Source organism: Achromobacter agilis, assembly GCF_900496965.1.
Lineage (GTDB): Bacteria > Pseudomonadota > Gammaproteobacteria > Burkholderiales > Burkholderiaceae_B > Achromobacter > Achromobacter agilis.
This window is the reverse complement of sequence record NZ_UFQB01000021.1, coordinates 54325-74959: the sequence shown is the minus strand read 5'-3', so window position 1 is coordinate 74959 and position 20635 is coordinate 54325. Positions and strand designations below refer to the sequence as shown.

General features: G+C 66.2%; 21 protein-coding genes. 8 read left to right on the top strand and 13 right to left on the bottom strand.

Annotation, left to right across the window (positions count from 1 at the left end; genetic code table 11):
* Positions 1-81: 81 nt before the first annotated feature.
* Genes AGI3411_RS21935 through AGI3411_RS21925 form a run of 3 tightly spaced genes read left to right on the top strand, consistent with a single transcriptional unit; the run spans position 82 to position 2612 of the window.
* Complete coding sequence (locus AGI3411_RS21935) at positions 82-1014, top strand: Bug family tripartite tricarboxylate transporter substrate binding protein (RefSeq protein ID WP_244240421.1); 933 nt, start codon at positions 82-84, stop codon at positions 1012-1014.
* 14 nt (positions 1015-1028) lie between these two features.
* On the top strand, positions 1029-2198 hold the full coding sequence (locus tag AGI3411_RS21930; protein ID WP_129529440.1) for a thiolase domain-containing protein: 1170 nt from the start codon (positions 1029-1031) through the stop codon (positions 2196-2198).
* 3 nt (positions 2199-2201) lie between these two features.
* Entirely contained in the window at positions 2202-2612 is a 411-nt protein-coding gene (locus tag AGI3411_RS21925) for a Zn-ribbon domain-containing OB-fold protein (protein ID WP_129529439.1), read from the top strand.
* An 86-nt stretch (positions 2613-2698) separates the two neighbouring features.
* Here the strand turns inward: AGI3411_RS21925 and AGI3411_RS21920 are convergent, their stop codons facing one another.
* Complete coding sequence (locus tag AGI3411_RS21920) at positions 2699-3721, bottom strand: amino acid ABC transporter substrate-binding protein (RefSeq protein ID WP_129529438.1); 1023 nt, start codon at positions 3719-3721, stop codon at positions 2699-2701.
* A gap of 351 nt (positions 3722-4072) precedes the next feature.
* On the opposite strand from AGI3411_RS21920, the gene AGI3411_RS21915 reads away from it, so the two are divergent.
* Genes AGI3411_RS21915 through AGI3411_RS21900 form a run of 4 tightly spaced genes read left to right on the top strand, consistent with a single transcriptional unit; the run spans position 4073 to position 7298 of the window.
* A complete protein-coding gene (locus tag AGI3411_RS21915) occupies positions 4073-5092 on the top strand; it encodes a Bug family tripartite tricarboxylate transporter substrate binding protein (protein WP_129529437.1) in 1020 nt (339 codons plus the stop codon).
* A 46-nt stretch (positions 5093-5138) separates the two neighbouring features.
* Positions 5139-5819 carry a 3-oxoacid CoA-transferase subunit A gene (locus tag AGI3411_RS21910; protein WP_129529436.1) on the top strand — a complete coding sequence of 227 codons (681 nt, stop codon included), beginning with the start codon at positions 5139-5141 and terminating at the stop codon, positions 5817-5819.
* 10 nt (positions 5820-5829) lie between these two features.
* Positions 5830-6471: a 3-oxoacid CoA-transferase subunit B gene (locus tag AGI3411_RS21905; RefSeq protein WP_129529435.1), complete on the top strand. Its 642-nt coding sequence runs from the start codon at positions 5830-5832 to the stop codon at positions 6469-6471.
* Entirely contained in the window at positions 6471-7298 is an 828-nt protein-coding gene (locus tag AGI3411_RS21900) for an IclR family transcriptional regulator domain-containing protein (RefSeq protein ID WP_129529434.1), read from the top strand. Before AGI3411_RS21905 ends, AGI3411_RS21900 begins: the two co-directional genes overlap by 1 nt.
* Before the next feature lie 60 nt (positions 7299-7358).
* On the opposite strand, the gene AGI3411_RS21895 is transcribed toward AGI3411_RS21900, so the two are convergent.
* From AGI3411_RS21895 to AGI3411_RS21875, 6 genes are all read right to left on the bottom strand, one after another.
* Positions 7359-8411 (bottom strand): L-threonylcarbamoyladenylate synthase, encoded by a 1053-nt coding sequence (locus AGI3411_RS21895; protein WP_165359239.1) that lies wholly within the window; start codon positions 8409-8411, stop codon positions 7359-7361.
* Between the two features lie 11 nt (positions 8412-8422).
* The gene (locus AGI3411_RS21890; RefSeq protein WP_129529433.1) at positions 8423-9613 is read right to left on the bottom strand and encodes a 5-(carboxyamino)imidazole ribonucleotide synthase; all 1191 of its coding nucleotides are present in this window, start codon (positions 9611-9613) and stop codon (positions 8423-8425) included.
* A 5-nt stretch (positions 9614-9618) separates the two neighbouring features.
* Entirely contained in the window at positions 9619-10140 is a 522-nt protein-coding gene (gene purE / locus AGI3411_RS21885; RefSeq protein WP_165359238.1) for a 5-(carboxyamino)imidazole ribonucleotide mutase, read from the bottom strand.
* 100 nt (positions 10141-10240) lie between these two features.
* A complete protein-coding gene (locus AGI3411_RS21880) occupies positions 10241-10813 on the bottom strand; it encodes a disulfide bond formation protein B (protein WP_129529432.1) in 573 nt (190 codons plus the stop codon).
* A gap of 10 nt (positions 10814-10823) precedes the next feature.
* Complete coding sequence (locus tag AGI3411_RS30165; protein ID WP_043545931.1) at positions 10824-10982, bottom strand: DUF5993 family protein; 159 nt, start codon at positions 10980-10982, stop codon at positions 10824-10826.
* A gap of 165 nt (positions 10983-11147) precedes the next feature.
* Positions 11148-12029, bottom strand: coding sequence for a phosphoribosylaminoimidazolesuccinocarboxamide synthase (locus AGI3411_RS21875; protein ID WP_129529431.1), 882 nt, complete (start codon positions 12027-12029; stop codon positions 11148-11150).
* A 282-nt stretch (positions 12030-12311) separates the two neighbouring features.
* Here AGI3411_RS21875 and AGI3411_RS21870 point away from each other — a divergent pair, with 282 nt between their 5' ends.
* Complete coding sequence (locus AGI3411_RS21870; RefSeq protein ID WP_129529430.1) at positions 12312-12767, top strand: GFA family protein; 456 nt, start codon at positions 12312-12314, stop codon at positions 12765-12767.
* Positions 12768-12866: 99 nt separating this feature from the next.
* Here the strand turns inward: AGI3411_RS21870 and fba are convergent, their stop codons facing one another.
* The 6 genes from fba to AGI3411_RS21840 all read right to left on the bottom strand — a co-directional run bounded on the left by fba (position 12867) and on the right by AGI3411_RS21840 (position 20617).
* A complete protein-coding gene (fba, locus tag AGI3411_RS21865; protein WP_129529429.1) occupies positions 12867-13931 on the bottom strand; it encodes a class II fructose-bisphosphate aldolase in 1065 nt (354 codons plus the stop codon).
* Between the two features lie 208 nt (positions 13932-14139).
* The gene (locus tag AGI3411_RS21860; RefSeq protein WP_129529428.1) at positions 14140-15582 is read right to left on the bottom strand and encodes an amidase; all 1443 of its coding nucleotides are present in this window, start codon (positions 15580-15582) and stop codon (positions 14140-14142) included.
* On the bottom strand, positions 15575-17203 hold the full coding sequence (locus AGI3411_RS21855) for an ABC transporter ATP-binding protein (RefSeq protein ID WP_129529427.1): 1629 nt from the start codon (positions 17201-17203) through the stop codon (positions 15575-15577). The genes AGI3411_RS21860 and AGI3411_RS21855 overlap by 8 nt, the downstream gene beginning before the upstream one ends.
* Positions 17203-18042, bottom strand: coding sequence for an ABC transporter permease (locus AGI3411_RS21850; RefSeq protein ID WP_129529426.1), 840 nt, complete (start codon positions 18040-18042; stop codon positions 17203-17205). The genes AGI3411_RS21855 and AGI3411_RS21850 overlap by 1 nt, the downstream gene beginning before the upstream one ends.
* Complete coding sequence (locus AGI3411_RS21845; RefSeq protein ID WP_129529425.1) at positions 18039-19016, bottom strand: ABC transporter permease; 978 nt, start codon at positions 19014-19016, stop codon at positions 18039-18041. The genes AGI3411_RS21850 and AGI3411_RS21845 overlap by 4 nt, the downstream gene beginning before the upstream one ends.
* Complete coding sequence (locus AGI3411_RS21840) at positions 19013-20617, bottom strand: ABC transporter substrate-binding protein (protein WP_129529424.1); 1605 nt, start codon at positions 20615-20617, stop codon at positions 19013-19015. Before AGI3411_RS21840 ends, AGI3411_RS21845 begins: the two co-directional genes overlap by 4 nt.
* Between the last annotated feature and the right edge of the window lie 18 nt (positions 20618-20635).

Below are 20635 nucleotides of genomic sequence, written 5' to 3'. Positions count from 1 at the left end.
CGGGCAGGCCTTCAGGCAACCAAGGAGACAACGATGCGCATCAGACACCGCCTTTTCAAAGCATGTATTTTGGCTCTCGGCATGGTTAGCGTAAATCTTCATGCACAGGAAGCCTACCCGGACCGTCCCATCAAGTTCATCATTCCCTTCGCCCCCGGCGGCATCACCGACCTGACCGGCCGCACCTTCGCGAAGTACATGTCGGAGGCGCTGAAACAACCGCTCATCACGGAAAACAAGCCGGGCGCGGGCGCGCTCATCGGTGCCAACTACGTGGCGCGCGCGCCTGCCGACGGCTATACGATGCTGCTGGGCACGAATGTCACCCACGCGATCAACCCACAATTGATGGCATCCACTCCCTATGATCCGATCAAGGATTTCCAGCCCGTTGCGATGTTCGGGCTCAATGGCAACGTGCTGGTCGTCAAGGCGTCGTTTCCCGCAAACAACTTCGATGAGTTCATCCAGTACGTCAAGGAGAAACCCGGCGACATCAACTACGCATCGGGCAGCGTCGGCAGCTCCGCCCACCTGGCGGCCGAATTACTGAAGCAGGAAGTCAAGGGCCTGGACTACATGCACGTGCCTTACAACGGCCCGTCCGAAGCCATGTCGGCCCTGATCGGCGGCCACGTGGATTTCATGTTCGCCAACATCGGCGCGGCCATCACCCAGATCAAGTCCGGGAAAATCAAAGCCATCGCGGTCACCACGGCCAAACGAGAAGCACAGTTGCCGGATGTGCCCACCATCGCCGAGTCGGGCGTGCCCGGGTTCGAAGTCGTTGGATGGATCGCGGCCTTCTTGCCGAAAGGCGCGCCGCCCGAGATCGCTATGCGCCTGAACCAGGTCATCAATGACGCGCAGGCCAATCCGGAGTTGCGCAAGACGCTGGACGCGGCCGCGCTCATCCCCGTGGTGGCGACGCCCGACGGCACCACGAAATTCGTGCAGGACGAATATACGAAATGGGGCCGCGTCATCCGCGACGGCAACATCCCGAAACTGTGACCGCCGGGCAACTTATGACACTCAATGGCAAGGCCTACATAGCAGGCGCATACGAACACCCGACCCGATATGCGCCCGACAAGTCCGTCACCCAGCTGCATGCCGAATGTGCGCTGGGTGCCCTGCGCGACGCGGGGTTGGGCCTCAAAGACGTAGACGGGTATTTCTGCGCGGGCGACGCGCCGGGCGGCAGCCCCCTATCCATGGCAGAGTACCTGAATCTAGACCTGAAGTGGATAGACGGCACGGAGCTTGGCGGCTGCTCGTACATGGTGCACGTGCGCCACGCCGCGCTCGCCATCGCGCAAGGAAAATGCTCGGTCGCCTTGATCACGCTGGCCGGCAAGCCCAAAAGCAGCGGCATGGCGACGGGAACCGCGCCGCGCGAGCTGGGACCGGAAAGGCCCGAAACACCCTGGGACAGGCCCTATCGTTCCACCATTACCGGCATATACGGGATGCTGGCCCAACGCCACATGCATGAGCACGGCACGACCTCCGCACACCTCGCCGCCGTCAAGGTGGCCGCGGCGCACCATGCGCAGTACAACGAGTTCGCGGCGCTGCGCAAGCCGGTCACCGTCGAGGACGTGCTGGCCTCGCCCATTATTTCTAGCCCCCTGCACCGCCTGGATTGCTGCGTCATCACGGACGGCGGCGGCGCTCTGGTGCTGACGAGTCCGGAGATCGCCCGGCGCCTGCCGCGGCCTCTCGTCAAACTCATCGGGGCGGGCGAGAGCATCAAGACCAGCCGGGGCGGCTACATCGAACCCACCACCTCGGGTGCCGTCGAGAGCGGCAAACTGGCGTTCGCCGAAGCGGGGATCTCGCCCGCCCACATCAAGTACGCGTCCCTCTACGACAACTTCACCATCATGGTGCTTATGCAACTGGAGGACCTGGGATTCTGCAAAAAGGGGCAGGCCGGCCCCTACGTGGCCGAAGGCAATCTGATCGCCGGCCGGGGCCAGTTGCCTTTCAATACGGACGGCGGCGGGCTGTGCAACAACCATCCCTCGAACCGGGGAGGCATGACGAAAGTGATCGAAGCCGTGCGCCAACTGCGGGGTGAAGCGCATCCCGCCGTACAAGTCCCTGGCTGCAATCTCGCATTGGCTTGCGGCCCGGGATTGGTCATGGGCGTCGCCCATGCGCATTCCACCCTTATTCTCGAACGGGAGTGACTCGTGAATCGCCAAAGCAAGCTCTCCACCTACCGGGACGATCCCTATGCCCAGGCTTACCCGGAAACCGCTCCATTCTGGGCCGCCGCGGAAAAGGGGCAGTTGCTTCTGAAGACCTGCAATCAATGCAAGCGCGCCCACTGGTATCCGCGCATCGTATGCCCACTGTGCGCCAGTGACGACACGGAATGGAAACCTGCAAGCGGCCAAGGCAGCCTCTATGCGTTCACCATTGTTGAACGCGCCGATCCGCCGTACGCGTTGGCGTATGTCGAACTGGACGAGGGACCGATCCTCTTGAGCAATCTCGTCGACTGCGATATCCGCGCCGCGAAGATCGGGCAGCGAGTATCCGCCGTGTTCCGGCAAACGCCGGATGGCCGCTACGCGCCCTGTTTCACACGCATTACGTAGGGCGCTGGCCCCTCTCGAGGCGCCGCAGCAAACGAAAAGCCCCTGCAGATCGACGTACGATTTACAGGGGCCTGGCGTTCATCGCACTAGCGGATCGGCCAAGGATACATAGCGCCGCCATTGCTCCACAACGCGTTCGTGCCGCGCTGCAGGCCCAGTTTGCTGTCTTTGCCGACGTTGCGCTCGAAGACTTCGCCGTAATTGCCCACGGCCTTGATCGCGTTGTAGGCCCACTTTTCGTCCAGGCCCATGTTCTTGCCGGCGCCCGGCGTCACGCCCAGGATGCGCGAGACGTTCGGGTTCTTGCTCTTGAGCATCTCGTCCACGTTCTTTTGCGTGATGCCGTATTCCTCGGCTTCCATCAACGCAAACAGCGTCCAGCGCACGATGCCGAGCCAGTTCTCGTCGCCCTGGCGCACCATCGGGCCCAGCGGCTCCTTGGAGAAGCGTTCCGGCAGGATTTCGTAGTCGTCAGGCTTGGCGACCTGCGTGGCGCGCACGGCGGCGAGTTGCGAGGAGTCGTCGGTGAACGCATCGCAACGGCCGGACTCGAAGGCGCGCACGACTTCCGTCACCTTGTCGATCACGACTGGCTTGAATTCGATGTTGTTGGCGCGGAACCAATCGGCCAGGTTGAGCTCGGTGGTGGTGCCCGGCTGCACGCAGACCGTGGCGCCGTTCAATTCCTTGGCGCTCTTCACGCCCAGTTTCTTGTTCACCAGGATGCCCTGGCCGTCGTAGAAGCTGGCCGCGACCGCCGAAAGGCCCAGCGAGGTATCGCGCGTCTGCGTCAGCGTGACGGTGCGCAGCAACACATCCACTTCGCCCGATTGCAGCGCGGTGAAACGCTGCTGGGTAGACAGCGCGGTGCCCTTGAATTTGGTCGGATCACCGAACACGGCCGCGGCGACGGCGCGGCAGATGTCCACATCCATGCCTTCCCATTCGCCCTTGCTGTTCGTCGCCGAGAAACCCGACACGCCGTCGGTCAGGCCGCATTGCACGAATCCCTTTTTCTTCACCGCATCCAGGGTGGGACCCGCCACCGCCGCCTGGGACGCGCAAGCCAGGGCGAGCGCGCTGGCTGCAAACAAGATAGACCGCTTCATTATTGCCTCTCCTGAGATGAATGCCGCGCCGGCTTGTAAGCCGGCTGCGGTTGAAACCGAGCCCTGCTTTACGGGGCCGGCCGCCAGATTAAGCGATGTCCACGGCGTGAACAACGTAACGCTACTTAGTGGAAACCCGAGGGGAATTGCCGGCGTGCCAGGGCGTTGCTCTTCTGTCCGGTGATCGAACTTTATTGCCCGATCATACGGCGCGGACGGCTTGCCTTGCATGCCATACTTTTTTTGCGCTTTGGCCGATCGCCGCCATTGCCACCCCCAAAAAAAGGGCGCGCCGGCACGACATCCGGACGCGCATCGATAGTCGGCCGACTCATGGAGGAGACAAATTCCATGGCACATGCAAGCAAACCGCAGCATCGCCGCCTTGCGGCAAACCCTCGCCGCCACACCTTGAAGACCCTGTTCTGCGCCGCCCTGGCCGCCGCCGGGCTGGCCGCCGGCTCCGCCCAGGCGGCGGACGACTGGCCGAACAAGCCCATCAAGATCATCGTCCCCTACACGCCCGGCGGATCGACCGACATCGTCACCCGCATCGTGATGGAAAAACTGGGGCCGCGGCTGAAGCAGACCATCGTCGTCGAGAACCGGCCCGGCGCCAACAGCAGCGTGGGCTCGGCCATGGCCGCGAAGGCCGAGCCGGACGGCTACACCTTCCTCTCCATGCTGCCCGCCTACATCATCAACTTCCATCTGTACAAGCTGGCCTACAGCCCGGCCGACCTGACGCCGGTGGTGCAGATGGCCGACCTGCCCCTGTTCCTGTTCGTCGCGGAAGACCTGCCGGTGAAAACCGTCGCGGACCTGGTCGCCTACGCGCGCAAGAACCCGGATAAGCTGACCTACGCCTCCAGCGGCAACGGATCCAGCGCGCACCTGACCGGCGCCGACTTTGCCCTGCAGAGCAAGATCACGATGACGCACGTGGCCTACAAGGGCAGCGCCCCCATCCTGACCGACCTGCTGGGCGGGCGCGTCTCCATGGTGTTCGACCCCATCCTGGTGCCGATGCAGTACGTGAAGCAGAACCGGTTGAAAGCGCTGGCTTTCACCGGCAAGGAACGCTGGCCGACCGAGCCCGGCATTCCCACCATGGAGGAAGCCGGCCTGCCCGGCTTCGTCACCGGTTCCTGGGCCGGCCTGATGGCGCCCGCCAATACGCCCAAGCCCATCATCGACCGCATGGCGCGCGAAATCAGCGAGATCGTCAAGGAACCCGACGTCAGGCAGAAATTCCTGGACGCAGGCTTCCTCCCGGCTGGCGGCACCACCGAGCAATTCGCGGCGCTGATGAAGAAGGATTCGGCGCGGTACGCCGAGATCATCAAGCAGGCGCACATCACCGTGAATTGAACGCGGCGGGCGCGCCCGCCGCGCCCGGCCCGAACGGGATTCCATCATGATCGACAAGTTCTTCGACTCCCCCGAGGCGGCCGTCTCGGACATCCACGACGGCGCCACCGTGCTGATCAGCGGCTTCGGCGGCGCGGGCATGCCCACGGAACTGATCCACGCGTTGATCGAACAGGGCGCGCGCGAGCTCACCGTCGTCAGCAACAACGCGGGCAACCGGGAAACCGGCCTGGCCGCGCTGATCAAGGCCGGGCGCGTGCGCAAGGTGATCTGCTCGTTTCCCAAGGCGTCGCACTCCTGGGTCTTCGACGAGCTGTACCGCCAGGGCCGGATCGAACTTGAATGCGTGCCGCAAGGCACCATCGCCGAACGCCTGCGCGCGGCCGGCGCCGGGCTGGGCGGTTTCTTCACGCCCACCGCCTACGGCACCGAACTCGCGCGCGGCAAGGAAACTCGCATGATCGACGGCCGGGGCCACGTCTTCGAACAGCCCCTGCACGGCGACTTCGCGCTGGTGAAGGCCGACCTGGCCGACCGCTGGGGCAATCTCACCTACAACAAAAGCGCGCGCAACTTCGGGCCCGTCATGTGCATGGCGGCCAAGGTCGCCATCGCGCAAGTGCGGGCCAAGGCCGCGCTGGGCGAGTTGCAGCCCGAGGCCGTGGTCACGCCCGGCATTTTCGTCAAGCGCGTCGCGCAGGTGGCCAATGCCGCCTTCTCCAGCTGAAGGAGCCCGCATGTTCCATCCCCTGACCCGCGAGGCCATGGCGCGCCGCCTGGCCCAGGACATCCCCGACGGCAGCTACGTCAACCTGGGCATCGGCATGCCCGTGCTGGTGGCCGCGCACCTGCCGCCCGGCCGCGAGATCGTGCTGCACAGCGAAAACGGCATCCTGGGCATGGGCCCGCCGCCGGCGGAAGACGAGATCGACCTGGACCTGATCAACGCCGGCAAGCAACCGGTGACGCTGCTCGAGGGCGGCTCGTACTTCCATCACGCGGACTCGTTCGCGATGATGCGCGGCGGCCACCTGGACATCTGCGTCATGGGCGGCATGCAGGTCGCCTCCAACGGCGACCTGGCCAACTGGTCGCTTGGCCGCCCGGGCGAGGCGCCGGCCGTGGGCGGCGCGATGGACCTGGCGGTGGGCGCGCGCAGCGTCTACATCATGATGGAGCACAACGCCAAGAACGGCGAACCGAAGATCGTTGAACGCTGCGCCTATCCGCTGACCGGCGCGGGCGTGGTGGACCGCATCTATACCGACCTGGCCGTCATCGACGTAACGCCTTCCGGGCTGCGCGTTCGGGATATGATCGACGGCATGACCCTGAAAGAACTGCAAGGACGCACCGGCGCGCCTCTGCGCACGGACTGATGCCGCCGAATCTTCCTCCTCCCGGCTACGCCGCGCCGCCGGCGGCGGAAGACCACCCCGACCAGCTGCGCGGCGACCCGGACTACATGCTCACGCTGGCGCGCGGGCTCCATGTGATCCGCGCCTTCGGCACCCGCCGCCAGCCGCAGACCGCGGCCGAGCTGAGCCGCCGCGCGGGCCTGCCCCGCGCCGTCGTGCAGCGCTGCCTGCATACGCTGATCCTGCTGGGCATGGCCGAACAGCACGGCAGGCTGTATGTGCTGACGCCCCGCATCCTGGGCCTGGGCTATGCGTACTTCTCATCCACGCCGTTCGTGTCGCTGGCCCAGCCCGTGCTGGAAGAGCTCAGCGCCACGGTGAACGAAACCTGCGCGCTGGCCATCATGGAAGGCCACGAAATGCTGTATCTGGCGCGCTCTGAGGTGAACCGGCTGCTGGCCACCTCGATGGGGCTGGGCAGCAGGCTGCCGGCGTATTGCACGTCCATCGGGCGCGTGCTGCTCGCGCAATTGCCGGAGCCCGCCCTCGCCCGCTACTTCGCCGCGACCGAGCTGCAGCCCTATACCGAATTCACCATCATCGCCGAAGACAGGCTGCGCGCCGAGCTTGCGCGCATCCGGGAACAGGACTACGCCGTCGTCGACCAGGAACTGGAATTGAATGTGCGGGCCATTTCCGTAGCCGTGCGCTCGGCCAGCGGCAAGGCTTGCGGCGCCGTCAACGTCAGCGTGAAGGCCGCCAGGGTGCCCTTGAACCGGCTGACCGAAGAATTCCTGCCGCCGCTGCGGCAGGCGGTGGAACGGATAGGCGAATTCCTGGCAGCGTAGCGCCTGGCCGCGGAACGCGGGCCGGGGCGCCGCCGGGCCCGGGATCGTCCGCGCCCCGCCCTACAGGTTGGTCGTGTCCAGCGTGAACGCGGCGGCCGCACGGCCGATGCGGTCATTCACGGCGTGCCAGTCGGCGGTGGCGGGAGGCGCCTGCACGATGATGCGGGCATACCCCTGCTTGTCCAGGTCGCGCAACAGGCCGTACAGCGCCTGCGCATAGCGCGCCGGGTCGGCGGATATCGGCTGCCACTGCACCCGGGGATCGAGCATGGCTGGCGGTTCGGCATAGGCCACCACGACTACCCGGCCTTCAGGCAGGCCGCGGCCCTGCTCCACATCGCGCAGGCGCGCGTCGGACGCCAGCTCCAGCGCCGTGCGCGGCGCATAGTGCGCCTTCAGCGTGCCTGAAGCGCGCGGCGCGGCCGCATCCGGGGCGAACACCTGCACGCCCAGCACGGCTTCGATCTGCGCGGCGCTGATATGGCCGGGACGCAGCAGCACCGGGCCCGCGCCGCGGTCCAGGCGCGACAGGTCGAGGATCGTGGATTCGATGCCGACCTCCGAGGCGCCGCCTTCCAGCACCGGCATGCCGGCCGCGACTTCCTCGGGGAATTCGCCGCGCACGTGTTCGGCGCTCGTGGGAGAGACCTGGCCGAACTTGTTGGCCGATGGCGCGGCCACGCCGCCCTGCCCGTTCGGCTTGCCCGCGGCGAAGGCCGCCAGCAGCGCCTGCGCCACCGGATGCGACGGGCAGCGGATGCCGATGCTGTCCTGCCCGCCGCTCACCGTATCGGCGATGTGCGGCGCGCGCTTGAGGATCAGGGTCAAGGGACCGGGCCAGAACGCGTCGATCAGCAGGCGCGCCTCCGGCGGCACCTCCGCCGCCCAGTACGACAGGTCGCCTTGCGGCGCGATGTGCACGATGACGGGATGATTGGAAGGCCGCCCCTTGGCGGCGTAGATCTTGGCCACCGCTTGCGGGTTTTCCGCGTCCGCACCCAGGCCGTAGACGGTCTCGGTGGGAAACGCGGCCAGTTCGCCGTCCAGCAGACGCCGGGCGGCCAGGGCGATGTCCGCCGCGCTGGCGGAATCCGACGAAGGCTGAGAGTTCATCGGTGTCGCGCTTACTCGGGAGCCTGCATGCCCAGCGCCGCCGCCACGCGGGCGGCGTCGTCGCGGGCCTGCTGCAGGGTGGGCGCCACGATGGTGACGTGGCCCATCTTGCGGCCGCGGCGCGCTTCGCGCTTGCCGTACAAATGGAGCTTGGCCGTGGGCACCGCCAGCGCGGCGGCCCAGTCGGGTTCGCGTTGCGCCGTGGCCGTGGCCGACGGATACCAGATGTCGCCCAGGATATTCAGCATGACGGCGGGCGCCAGCAGGTCCGTGCCGCCCAACGGCAGGCCGGCCATGGCACGCGCCTGCTGCTCGAACTGGCTGGAAAGGCAGGCGTCCATCGTGTAGTGGCCGCTGTTGTGCGGACGCGGCGCGATTTCATTGACGATCAGGCTGCCGTCCTTGAGCACGAAGAACTCCACGCACAGCACGCCGTGGTAGCCCAGGCCCTGCGCGATCGATTGCGCCGCCTGGGTAGCCTGGGCCTGCCGTTCGGCATGGGCCGCGTCCAGCTGGACCGGCTCGGCGGTGGAAACCGCCAGAATGCCGTCGCGGTGCACGTTGCGCGCCACCGGGAACACCATGCTCGCGCCATCGAAACCGCGCGCGAGCACCACCGAGATCTCGTAGTCCAGCGGCATCAGCGCTTCCAGCACGCAAGCCACGCCGCCGAATTCGGCGAAAGCGGCCAGCGCCTCGTCGCGCGTGCCGATGCGGGCCTGGCCCTTGCCGTCGTAACCCAGGCGCGCCACTTTCAGAATGCCGGGGAACAGGCTGTCGGGCGCGGCGCGCAGGTCGGCCTCGTTGCGGATGGCCGCGTGCGGCGCCACGGGGATGCCCTGCGACGCGATGAAGGTCTTTTCGGCGATGCGGTCCTGCACGATGGCCACGGCGTCGCCCGCGGGACTCACGCGGCAGCGCGTGGCCAACGTACGCAGGCTGTCGGCGGGCACGTTCTCGAATTCGGTCGTCACGGCCTGACAGGTCTGGGCGAGGCGGGCCAGGCCGTCCTCGTCGTCGTAGGCCGCCTGGATGTGCAGGTCGGCCACCATGCCCGCGGGGCATTCGGCGGCCGGGTCCAGCACCGCGACCTTGTAGCCCAGGCTTTGCGCCGCATGGCAGAACATGCGGCCCAGCTGGCCGCCTCCCAGCATGCCCAGCCAGCCGCCGGGCGCAATCATGAAAGCAGTGGATTGAGTCATTCTGATCAGGCCTCGGGCGGAACCTTCATATCGCGCGCGGCCTGCGTCTGGCGGGCGCGGAACGCCACCAGCTTCTTATGCAGGCCGGCGTCCGTGCCCGCCAGGGTGGCGATCACGTGCAGCGCCGCGTTGGCAGCCCCGGCTTCGCCGATCGCGAAGGTGGCCACCGGCACGCCCTTGGGCATCTGCACGATCGACAGCAGCGAGTCTTCGCCGCGCAGGTACTTGGACGGCACCGGCACGCCGAATACCGGCACTTCGGTCAGCGCCGCCATCATGCCCGGCAGGTGCGCCGCGCCGCCGGCGCCGGCAATGATGCCGCGCAGGCCGCGCCCATGCGCGGCGGCGCCGTACTCGGCCATGTCCTGCGGCATGCGGTGCGCGGAAATCACGCGCGCCTCGTAAGGCACGCCGAAGTCCTCCAGCATGGTGACGGCGTGCTTCATGACCTCCCAATCGCTGGAAGAACCCATAATCACGCCCACCACTGGGGTGGCCTCGGCCGCTGCGGAAGTCTTGGCTGTCATAACCGGTCTGAAGTTGAGACCGCGGCGCAGGGCCGCGGAGAGTCGGAGAACCGCGGAACCAGGCCGCGAAACCGGGTATTTTAACCGGGCGGGCGCGAGGCTACCGCGCGGCGCCGGAATCCAGCCACAGATAGGCCGTGGGATTGTCCGGGCAAGGCCCGAACCCGCACTCCAGCGTCGTGCTTCCGACGTTGGCCAGCGTAACGATGAAAAACAGGGCCATGACCAGGACGCCCAGCGCCGACACGGGCTTTTTGAGCATGCTGTCGCCCCACTTGCGGTCGGCCGACAGCATCACGGCGCAGAACACAATGATGGCCACGAAGGCGATGAATGCCCAGGTGTAGAAATGCAGGCCGAGGAACGGAGCGCCGTAACCGGGGTCGCCCGGCGCGATGTGCAGGAGCACCTGCCGGCCCGAGGCCAGCATGCCGCCCAGCGCGGCCGCGATGCTCATCGCATAGTGCATCGGCGACGGGCCCAGCCGCAGATTCAGCAGGAACCCGACTCCCGCCAGGATCAGGGCGGCGCGCTGCAGCAGGCACAGGGGGCACGGCAGCTCGTCATAGGCGAACTGCCAGAAGAACGCCATCCCCAGGGCGGCGGTGACGCCGAGCAGGGCCAGGCCGTTCAGGATGCGCGAGCCGCGCGCGGGATTGCGGGAGAAGATCATCGCCCGGCCCTTAGAACGACAGCGCCAGCGGGCTGGTCATGTGGTATTGGCACCAGGCGGCGAAGATCGCCAGGGTGAGCAGCCAGAAGGTCACGCAGGGACGGCGCTTTCCAAGCATCCCGAACCACACTGCGACCAGGCCGGTCAGGAAAGGCAACATCATTACCATGCGTAGCGCTCCTTTCTGGGACGTCCCGATACAAGCAGCCGGGAAGTATAACGTAACAATACGCAATAAATGTTATCGAATACCCGGAGGGAAGCGGCGCGCATGCTGGCGGTAGACGAAAAAAAACCGCTCGATGCCGAGCGGTTTTTTGCGGGACGCAGCGGGTCAGGCAACCAGGCGATCCAGGGCTTCGCGGTACTTGGCGGCCGTCTTTTCCAGCACGTCCTTGGGCAGGCGCGGCGCCGGCGGCGTCTTGTCCCAGGTCTGGGTTTCCAGCCAGTCGCGCACGAACTGCTTGTCGAACGACGGGGGGCTGATGCCTACGCGGTAGCCGTCGGCGGGCCAGAAGCGCGAGGAATCGGGCGTCAGGACTTCGTCCATCAGGTACAGCGTGCCGTCGTCGTCGAGGCCGAACTCGAACTTGGTGTCGGCAATGATGATGCCCTTGGTGGCCGCGAACCGGGCGGCTTCGGCGTAGAGCTTGAGCGTCACGTCGCGGATGCGCTCGGCCATTTCCTGGCCGACTTCCTTGACCACATGCGCGAAGTCCACGTTTTCGTCGTGCATGCCGAATTCGGCCTTGGCCGCCGGCGTGAAAATGGGTTCGGGCAGCTGGCTGGCCTGTTGCAGGCCGGCGGGCAGCTTGATGCCGCAGACCGAGCCGGTGGCCTGGTAGTCCTTCCAGCCCGAGCCGATCAGGTAGCCGCGGGCCACCGCTTCCACCAGGATGGGCTTCAGCCGCTTGACCACGACGGCGCGGCCGCGCACCTGGTCGACTTCGTCCGGCGCCACCACGTCTTCGGGCTTCACGCCCGTGGAGTGGTTCGGCAGGATATGGGCCAGCTTCTGCAGCCAGAACTCGGTCAGTTCGGTCAGCACCTGCCCCTTGCCGGGGATGGGGTCGTCGAGGATCACGTCGAAGGCGGAGATGCGATCCGACGCGACGATCAGCAACTTGTCGTCGCCCACCGCGTACATATCGCGCACCTTACCGCGGCCCAGCAGCGGCAAGGACTTGATGCTGGATTGATGCAAAGCAGAAGTCACGGGAAATGGCCTATGGCAATAATGAAGATTCCCGCCTCGGGCAGGCGCCAGGGCGGGAAGTAGAACGGAATCCGGGAACCACGGACAGGGCCGGCGCGGGGCGCGGGTCCTGCAAAGCGCATAGGTTACTGCAAATGGGCCGGTTTTGCCGGACTCCCCCGGCGGCCCAGGGGCGCCCGCCCTCCCCTCGACGCCGTCCGGCGCCCGGGTTAGGCTGTGGGCTCACACAATGCGCGCCGACCGCCGCTGGCGTTACGGTGCTGACCCCGGAGACAGAGCCGTATGCAGGATGCTTCCCTCAAACGCACCGCCCACGCCGACGCGCAGGTGCACCTGACCGGTGGCTGCCAGTGCGGCGCCGTCCGCTACGCCATCACCGACGAACCGATCATGGCCGCTACCTGTCATTGCCGGGACTGCCAGTATTCCAGCGGCGGCGCCCCGGCCCATGCGCTGATCTTCCCCGCCGGCTCCATCACCCTCTTGCGCGGCGCCGCCAAGGAACACCGCTACCGGGGCGATTCGGGCCATACCGTCATGCGCAGCTTCTGCGGGGACTGCGGCACGCCGCTGTTCGGCGGCTCGGTTGGCATGGGTTACGAAGTGCTGCGGGCGGGCTCGCTGGACGACCCGGAAGCCTTCCACGCCCAGGTCAGCCTCTGGACCGATTCCGCCCCGTCCTGGCACCACGTGGACCGCAGCATGCCGCACTTCCCGCGCAACTCCCCCGCGGCCTAACCCGCCCTGCCGCCGGGCGCCTCGGGACGAAAAAAAGCGGGCCCTTGCGGGCCCGCCTTTTTCATGCCGCAGCCCCGGATGCCGGGGCCTGGCCGATGCTTACTGGACCACCTGGGCCAGCTTGCCCGATGCGTACTGCGCGGCGATTTCGGTCAGCGGCTGCGCCTTGATCTTGCTGGCGTTGCCGGCGGTACCGAACTCGGTGTAGCGGGCGACACAGATGGCCTTGGCGGCGGCGCGGGCCGGCTTCAGGTATTCGCGCGGGTCGAACTTCTCCGGGTTTTCGGCGAAGAAGCGGCGGATCGCGCCCGTCATGGCCAGACGGATATCGGTGTCGATATTGATCTTGCGCACGCCATACTTGATGGCTTCCTGGATTTCCTCGACGGGCACGCCGTAGGTTTCCTTCATGTTGCCGCCGAATTCGCGGATCTCGGCCAGCAGTTCCTGCGGCACGCTGGAGCTGCCGTGCATCACCAGGTGGGTGTTGGGCAGGCGGGCGTGGATTTCCTTGATGCGGGAGATCGACAGGATGTCGCCGGTGGGTTTGCGCGTGAACTTGTAGGCGCCGTGGCTGGTGCCGATGGCGATCGCCAGCGCGTCGAGCTGCGTCCTGCGCACGAAATCGGCCGCCTGTTCCGGATCGGTCAGCAGCTGGTCCATGGTCAGCTTGCCGTCGGCGCCGTGGCCGTCTTCCTTGTCGCCCTGCATGGTTTCCAGCGAGCCCAGGCAGCCCAGTTCGCCCTCGACCGTGACGCCCAGTTTGTGCGCGGTGTCCACGACCTTCTTGGTCACGTCCACGTTGTATTCGTAGTCGGCGATGGTCTTGCCGTCTTCCTTGAGCGAGCCGTCCATCATGACGCTGGAGAAGCCCAGGTCGATGGCGCCTTGGCAGATCTTGGGCGACTGGCCGTGATCCTGGTGCATGACCACGGGGATGTGCGGATAGGATTCCACGGCGGCCTGGATCAGGTACTTCAGGAAGCCTTCGCCCGCGTACTTGCGCGCGCCGGCCGAGGCTTGCATGATCACCGGGCTGTCGGTCTCCGCAGCGGCTTCCATGATGGCCTGGACCTGTTCCAGGTTGTTGACGTTGAAAGCGGGAATGCCGTAGCCGTGCTCGGCGGCGTGGTCGAGCAACTGGCGCATGGAGACTAGGGCCATGAGTGGTCCTCCTTAGGTACTGTCTATTGAAAGATGGTTGAAGTCCTGCTGAATGGGGTGATTTTACGGGGGATTCGCCGAAAGGTCTTGCAACCGGCGGTATCCAGGCCATTCGGGTTGCACCGAAAGTGGTAAACCGCCCCGGCACCTCCCCCCGGACGGGGGATGCGCAACGGGGCGGCAAGGCCCGGCGGCCCGGCCCGTTCCCTTAACGCTGGCCGGGAACGGCGATCCGCCCGGCCCAGGGCTGGGCGGCCTCCAGCTGGGACGACAGCGCGAGCACCAGGTCTTCGCGGCCGTAACGGCCGACCACCTGCACGCCGACGGGCAATCCGGCGTCCGTCCAGGCCAGCGGCAGGCTGGCGGCGGGCTGGCCCGAAGCATTGAACGCGGCGGAGAAGGTGCCATAGGCGCCCACCTGGCGGCGGAAATCCAGGAAGGAGCCCTTCGCGGTGGAAAGTTCGCCCAGCTTCAAGGGCAACTGGGTCAGCGAGGGGGACAGGATCGCGTCGTAGCCCTCCATATAGCCTTCCAGAATCCGTCCGATGGCATGGAAGCGGTTCACGCTGCCGATATATTGGGCGGCGGGCAGCGTCTTGCCGTATTCATAGCCCTGGCGCAGGGCGGGTTCCAGGTCGTCGTCGCGCAGGGCCGCCTGCCCCGTGATGCCGAGGCGAGTATCGACCGCCAGCACGATGTTGCCCGCGAGCACGTTGGCGTGGGCCAGCACAAACGCCTCGTACTCGATGTCGGGCGGCGCGCTCTCGACCACTTCGTGTCCGAGGTCCCGGCACAGGGCGGCGGCGCGCTCGACGGCCGCCACGCACTCGGGAGCCACCGCGACGCCGTTCCAGGCCTCGCGCCACAGGGCGATGCGCAGCCGCCGCGGCGGCTCGTCCAGGCCCTTGAGATAGGAGGCCGGCGCCGGCGGCGCCGCGTAGGGCGCGCCAGGCTCATAGCCGGCGATGGCGTCCAGCGCGGCCGCCGTGTCGCGCACGGACCGCGACAGCACGCCGTCGGTCGCCAGGCCGCCCCACCCTTCGCCCCGGAATGGACCCATCGGCACGCGTCCGCGCGACACCTTCAGGCCGTACACGCCGCAACAGGCCGCCGGGATCCGGATCGACCCGCCCCCGTCGCTGCCGTGGGCCAGCGGGACGATGCCCGCGGCCACCGCCGCCGCCGCGCCGCCGCTCGATCCCCCGGAGGAGCGAGTCAGGTCCCAGGGGTTGCGCGTCGGCCCGCCGTTGCGGGCGGCTTCCGTGGTGGGCGCCATGCAGAATTCGGGCACGGTCGTGCGCGCGAAGGAAATCAGGCCGGCGTCCTCGAACCGGTCCGCCAGCGTGGCGTTGCGCGTGTAACCCGTGCCCTCGAGCAAGCGCGATCCCACGCTGGACGGGAACCGCGTGTGCGCCAGCCCGGAATCCTTGAGCAGGAACGGAATGCCGCCGAACGCGCCCCTGGGCCGCCACTCGCGCGCCACGTCCAGCGATTCTTCGAAACGCTCATAGCACAGGGCGTTGAGCGCCGGCGCGCGCTGCTGCGCGAGCCGGATTGCGCAGGCCATCAGACTTTCGGGACTGACTTCGCGCCGCGCCAGCAAATCGGCCAGCGCCAGTCCATCCAGCGCCTGATACTCGGTGTCATGCATACTGCTTGCTCCTAGAGGGGTCGTCCTGCGCGTCCAGGTCGGGCTTGTTCCAGGACTTGCCTGGCACAGAATCGATCAGGCGACGCGTGTATTCATGTTGGGGGTGGTAGAAAATCGTGGCCGCGCGGTCCAGCTCGACCAATTGACCTTGCCGCATCACCGCAATGCGGTCGCAAATCTGGGCGGCGACCCGCAGGTCGTGGGTGATGAACAGCACCGACAGGTCGAACTGCCCGCTGACGGTCTTAAGCAAATCCAGCACCTGGGCCTGGATGGAAACGTCCAGCGCCGAGACGGCCTCGTCAGCGACCAGCAGCCGAGGCTTGAGCGCCAGCGCGCGCGCGATGCCGATCCGCTGGCGCTGCCCGCCCGAGAACTGGTGGGGATAGCGGTCGCCGGCGTCTCCGCCCAGACCGACCAGCTCCAGCAGTTCGCGCGCTTCGCGCAAGGCGGTCTTACGGCTTTCGCCGAAGGCGATGGGCCCCTGGGCCACGGCCTCGATGATGCGATGGCGCGGGTTCAGCGAAGCGTACGGATCCTGGAACACCATCTGGATCTGGCGCCGGTAGGGGCGGAACTCGCGCGGCTTCATGCCCAGGAGCTCGCGGCCTTCCATGCACACGCTGCCGCTGTCGGGCGGGACCAGTCCGATCAGGGCGCGGCCCAGCGTCGACTTGCCCGAGCCGGACTCGCCGACGAGGCCCAGGGTCTCGCCCTGGTGTATCTCGAGCGAAATGTCGCGCAGGGCATCCACGCGGCGCCCCCCGGTGGCGAACGTCTTGCACAGCCTTTGCACCACCATCAGCGGCGGCGCCGGCGCGGCCTCGTCCTTGCCCTCGGGCTTGTGCGGGACGGCCGCGATCAACTGGCGCGTATAGGAATGCTGCGGGCGGTTCAGGATGTCGTCCGCCGGGCCCGCCTCCACCACCTCGCCCTTGCGCATCACCACGATGCGGTCGGCGATGTCGGCCACCACGCCGAAATCGTGCGTGATGAAAATGACGCCGATGCCCATGCGCCGTTGTATATCCTTGATAAGGCTGAGGATCTGCGCCTGCGTCGTAACGTCCAGCGCGGTCGTGGGTTCATCGGCGATCAGCACGTCCGGCTCCAGCGCCAGCGCCATGGCGATCACCACCCGCTGGCGCTGGCCGCCTGACAGCTGGAACGGATAGGCGTCGTACATGGCCTGCGGATCCGGCAGCAGCACCTGGCCGAACAAGTCCAGCACCCGCTGCCTGCGGGCGGCGGCGCCCAGGTCCGTATGGCGTTCCAGGACCTCGTCCACCTGCCGGCCTACGCGCATGATGGGGTTCAAGGCCGTCATGGGCTCCTGGAACACCATGCCGAAACTCTTGCCCCGCAGCTCGCACCAGTCCGCCGCAGCCAGGCCGACCAGGTCGCGCCCGCCGTACAGGATCTGTCCCTGCGTGACGCTCAACTGGTCGACGGGCAGCAGGCCCATGATGGAATGCGCCGTCACCGACTTCCCGGACCCCGACTCCCCCACCACGCAAAGGATTTCGTTGCGGTTCACGGTATAGGAAACGCCCTGCACCACGGTCGGACCGCCGTGCGCCGCGGTCACGCTCAGGTCACGGATTTCAAGCAGTGCGCTCATTACGTCGTCCTCCTGCGGGCCAGTTTGGGATTGAGCGCGTCGTTCAGGGCCTCGCCGATGAGGTTCAGCGACAGCACCGTCAGCAGGATCGCCACGCCAGGAAACACGCTCATCCACCAGGCGTCGCGCAGCACACTGCGCGACGCGCCGATGATGTAGCCCCAGGTCATGGCGTTGGGGTCGCCCAGGCCCAGGAAGCTCAGCGCCGATTCCAGCAGGATCGAGCTCGCGATCATCAGCGAACCCGACACGATGACGGGCGATAGGCTGTTGGGCAGGATCTGCGTGAGGATGATGCGCAGGTTCGTCTGCCCCGCCAACATCGCGGCCTGCACGAATTCGCGGTTCTTCAGGCTCATGAACTCGGCCCGTACCAGGCGCGCCAGCGGCGGCCACGATACGACGGCGATCGCGAAGATCACCGTGCCCATGTTGGGCGTCAGAATGGCCACCAGCACCACCGCCAGGAAGAAGCTGGGAATGGTCTGGAACAATTCGATGAACCCCACGATGGCCTGGTCCACGCGCCCGCCATAAAAGCCGGCAAGCGCGCCGACCGTAATGCCCAGCAGGATCGACACCGCGGTCGACACCGCCGCCAGCACCAGCGTGACACGCGAGCCATAGGCGATGCCGGTCGCGATATCGCGGCCCAGCGTATCGGTGCCCAGCAAGGCCCCTTCCGACAGCGGCGGCATGAACGGGCCGTTGATGATGTCCCAGGGGCTGTCCGGGAAGATCCAGCTGGCGGACACGGCCATCAGCGTCACCAGGCCCAGCACGATCAGGCCCATGATGCCGCCCTTGTTGCGGCTGAACGATTGCATGAACGCTTTCATTTGAGTTCGATCCTGGGATCCGCCACCGTGTACAGAATGTCGGTAATGAGGTTGACCACGACCACGATCAGCGAGGCCACGAAGAACACGCCGAGCAGGACGCTGTAGTCACGCTGGATCAGCGCGTCGAAGGCCAGCCGTCCGATGCCGGGCCAGGCGAACACGGTTTCCACCAGCAAAGACCCGCCGATCAGCCCGCCCGCCTGGATTCCGGCATAAGTGATGACGGGCAGCAACGCATTGCGCAATACGTGGCGGACGATCACGGTGCGTTCGGACAACCCTTTGGCCCGGGCCGTTTTCACGAAGTCCAGCTGGCTGATTTCCAGAATGGAGGCGCGCGTCAGCCGGGCATAGACCGCCATGTAGAACATGCCCAGGGTCAGGGCCGGCAGCAGCAGGTGCTTCGCCACGTCGGCCACGCGGGCCAGCCCGGTCAAGTTAGCGCCGACGCTCTCATAGCCGAAGGCGGGCAGCCACTCCAGGTTCACCGAGAACAGCAGCACCAGCATCAGCCCGACCCAGAACAGCGGCGTGGCGTAGGCCAGCATGGACAAGGTGGTAATGACGGTGTCTCCCCACTTGCCCACCCGCAGCGCGGCCTGCGTGCCCAGGCTGATCCCGGCCAGCAGCGCGAAGGCGAAGGCGGACAAGGTCAGCAACAAGGTCGCCGGCAAATGCTGGAGGATCAGGCTGGACACCGGCGCCTGCTGGCGATAGGAATACCCGAGGTCGAACGTCGCCACGTTCTTGAGATAGTGCCCGAGCTGAGTCGAAATGGGCTTATCCAGCCCGAACTCCTGGCGCAGCTTGGCAATGAACTCGGCGTCCACCGCGCCGGACTGCCCGGCCAGGATTTCCGCCGGATCGCCCGGCGCCGCGCGCACCAGGAAGAAATTGAAGAGCGCGATCATCAGCAGAACCAGGACGCTCTTGACCACCCGGTTCGCCAGGAACTTGGCGATCTTCTTCATTCTTTGGACAACCAGGTTTCGCTTTGCGAATCCACCACGCCCAGCGCCGTCGTTACCGCGTTGTGCACACGCTTGTTCAGCAGGGTCGAATAGTTGGTGTCGGCCAGCCACAGCACCGGCACATCCTCCACCAGGATCCGTTGCACTTCGCTGTACAGCTTCTGGCGCGCTTCATCGGAGGGCGCGGCGGCAGCGGCATTGAACAGTTCGTCGACCTTCGGATTGTTGTACTGCGAGGTGTTGCTGAACATCAGCCCCTTCTTGATGTTGCTGCCCAGATAGGTGCGCGAGACGCCGATCGCCGGGTCGCCGTACTGGAACACGCCGTTCGCGCCCATATCGAAATCCCAGTTGCCCACGCGGCTGGTCCAGCCCCCCACATCCGTGTTCTCCAGCGTGACCATCACGCCGATCTTGGCCAGGTTCTGCTTGATGTATTCGGCCATGCGACGTTGCATTTCGCCGTAGGGCAAGGGGATCAGGCCGACGGTGGCGCGCACGCCCTTGGCGTCTGGCTTCAAACCCATTTCGTCCAGCAGGGCGACGGCCTTCTTCGGATCGTAGGGATAGGGCTTGACGTTGGCGTCGTAGAAGCGCGTGTTGTGATGGATCGGACCCGTGGCCACCGTGCCCGAGCCGAACATGATCTTGTCAACGATGAACTGGCGGTTGATGCCGTACATCAGGGCCTGGCGGAAGCGCTTGTCCGAGAAAGGCTCGCGCCCGCCGTTCAGTTCTATCCAGTACATCGTGGACCAGTACTCGTACCCTTTGTAGACCTGCTTGATCGTGGGCAGCTTGGCCACGCGCGGAACGTCCACCGGCTCGATGTCCTGCAGCCACGCCTGCAATACCGTCCCTTGCTCCAGCGCCACGCGGCGCGAGGCGGAATCGGGAATCACCCGGTAGGTGATGCCGTCCAGGTAGGGGCGGCCTTCCTTCCAGTAATGTTCGTTCTTGACCAGTTCGACGTACGAACCGCGCTCCCAGTGCTTGAACTTGAACGGGCCGGTGCCGACCGGCGCATTGTTGTTCGGATTCTGCGCCAGGGGCGTGTCCACATCGTAAAGGTGCTTGGGCAGGATCGCGCCGCCGCCGATGTCCAGGGCATACAGGAAGGCGGAGTATGGCTGCTTCAACTTGAAAACGACCGTCTGCGGGTCCAGCGCCGAGACTTCCTGCACATTGGCCATCAGGGTCCGCGTGCGCGGCGTGTTGGCCAGAATCTTGGTGTAGGTGAATACCACGTCGTCAGCGGAGAACGGCTTGCCGTCATGCCACTGCACCTTGGGCTGCAGATGGAACGTGTAGGTCAGTTGGTCGGGAGACACTTCCCAGGACTTCGCCAGACTGGGCTGCGGCTTCAGGTCGAAGGAGTAGGTCAGCAGACTTTCGAAGATCTTGCCGGCCACCAACTGCGTGCCGGCAACCTGCTGCACGGCCACGTTCAGCGTGGGGGGTTCCGGACTGAGAATGGCGGTCAGGATGCCGCCATATTGCGGCGTTTCCGCGGCGTGCACCGAAGGCGCGGCATAGGCAAGCAGGCTGGCGGCGGCCAGGGCGCAGCGCGCCAGGGCGTGCCGGGCATTGAAGGATTTCATGGCAGGGACTTCCGTGTG

Excerpts from the sequence above, each read along its gene's own strand:
- AGI3411_RS21935 (WP_244240421.1), top strand. The coding sequence starts at position 82 with ATGGTTAGCGTAAATCTTCATGCACAGGAAGCCTACCCGGACCGTCCC.
- AGI3411_RS21930 (WP_129529440.1), top strand. The coding sequence starts at position 1,029 with ATGACACTCAATGGCAAGGCCTACATAGCAGGCGCATACGAACACCCG.
- AGI3411_RS21920 (WP_129529438.1), bottom strand. The coding sequence starts at position 3,721 with ATGAAGCGGTCTATCTTGTTTGCAGCCAGCGCGCTCGCCCTGGCTTGC.
- AGI3411_RS21915 (WP_129529437.1), top strand. The coding sequence starts at position 4,073 with ATGGCACATGCAAGCAAACCGCAGCATCGCCGCCTTGCGGCAAACCCT.
- AGI3411_RS21910 (WP_129529436.1), top strand. The coding sequence starts at position 5,139 with ATGATCGACAAGTTCTTCGACTCCCCCGAGGCGGCCGTCTCGGACATC.
- AGI3411_RS21905 (WP_129529435.1), top strand. The coding sequence starts at position 5,830 with ATGTTCCATCCCCTGACCCGCGAGGCCATGGCGCGCCGCCTGGCCCAG.
- AGI3411_RS21900 (WP_129529434.1), top strand. The coding sequence starts at position 6,471 with ATGCCGCCGAATCTTCCTCCTCCCGGCTACGCCGCGCCGCCGGCGGCG.
- AGI3411_RS21895 (WP_165359239.1), bottom strand. The coding sequence starts at position 8,411 with ATGAACTCTCAGCCTTCGTCGGATTCCGCCAGCGCGGCGGACATCGCC.
- AGI3411_RS21890 (WP_129529433.1), bottom strand. The coding sequence starts at position 9,613 with ATGACTCAATCCACTGCTTTCATGATTGCGCCCGGCGGCTGGCTGGGC.
- purE (WP_165359238.1), bottom strand. The coding sequence starts at position 10,140 with ATGACAGCCAAGACTTCCGCAGCGGCCGAGGCCACCCCAGTGGTGGGC.
- AGI3411_RS21880 (WP_129529432.1), bottom strand. The coding sequence starts at position 10,813 with ATGATCTTCTCCCGCAATCCCGCGCGCGGCTCGCGCATCCTGAACGGC.
- AGI3411_RS30165 (WP_043545931.1), bottom strand. The coding sequence starts at position 10,982 with ATGGTAATGATGTTGCCTTTCCTGACCGGCCTGGTCGCAGTGTGGTTC.
- AGI3411_RS21870 (WP_129529430.1), top strand. The coding sequence starts at position 12,312 with ATGCAGGATGCTTCCCTCAAACGCACCGCCCACGCCGACGCGCAGGTG.
- fba (WP_129529429.1), bottom strand. The coding sequence starts at position 13,931 with ATGGCCCTAGTCTCCATGCGCCAGTTGCTCGACCACGCCGCCGAGCAC.
- AGI3411_RS21860 (WP_129529428.1), bottom strand. The coding sequence starts at position 15,582 with ATGCATGACACCGAGTATCAGGCGCTGGATGGACTGGCGCTGGCCGAT.
- AGI3411_RS21855 (WP_129529427.1), bottom strand. The coding sequence starts at position 17,203 with ATGAGCGCACTGCTTGAAATCCGTGACCTGAGCGTGACCGCGGCGCAC.
- AGI3411_RS21850 (WP_129529426.1), bottom strand. The coding sequence starts at position 18,042 with ATGAAAGCGTTCATGCAATCGTTCAGCCGCAACAAGGGCGGCATCATG.
- AGI3411_RS21845 (WP_129529425.1), bottom strand. The coding sequence starts at position 19,016 with ATGAAGAAGATCGCCAAGTTCCTGGCGAACCGGGTGGTCAAGAGCGTC.
- AGI3411_RS21840 (WP_129529424.1), bottom strand. The coding sequence starts at position 20,617 with ATGAAATCCTTCAATGCCCGGCACGCCCTGGCGCGCTGCGCCCTGGCC.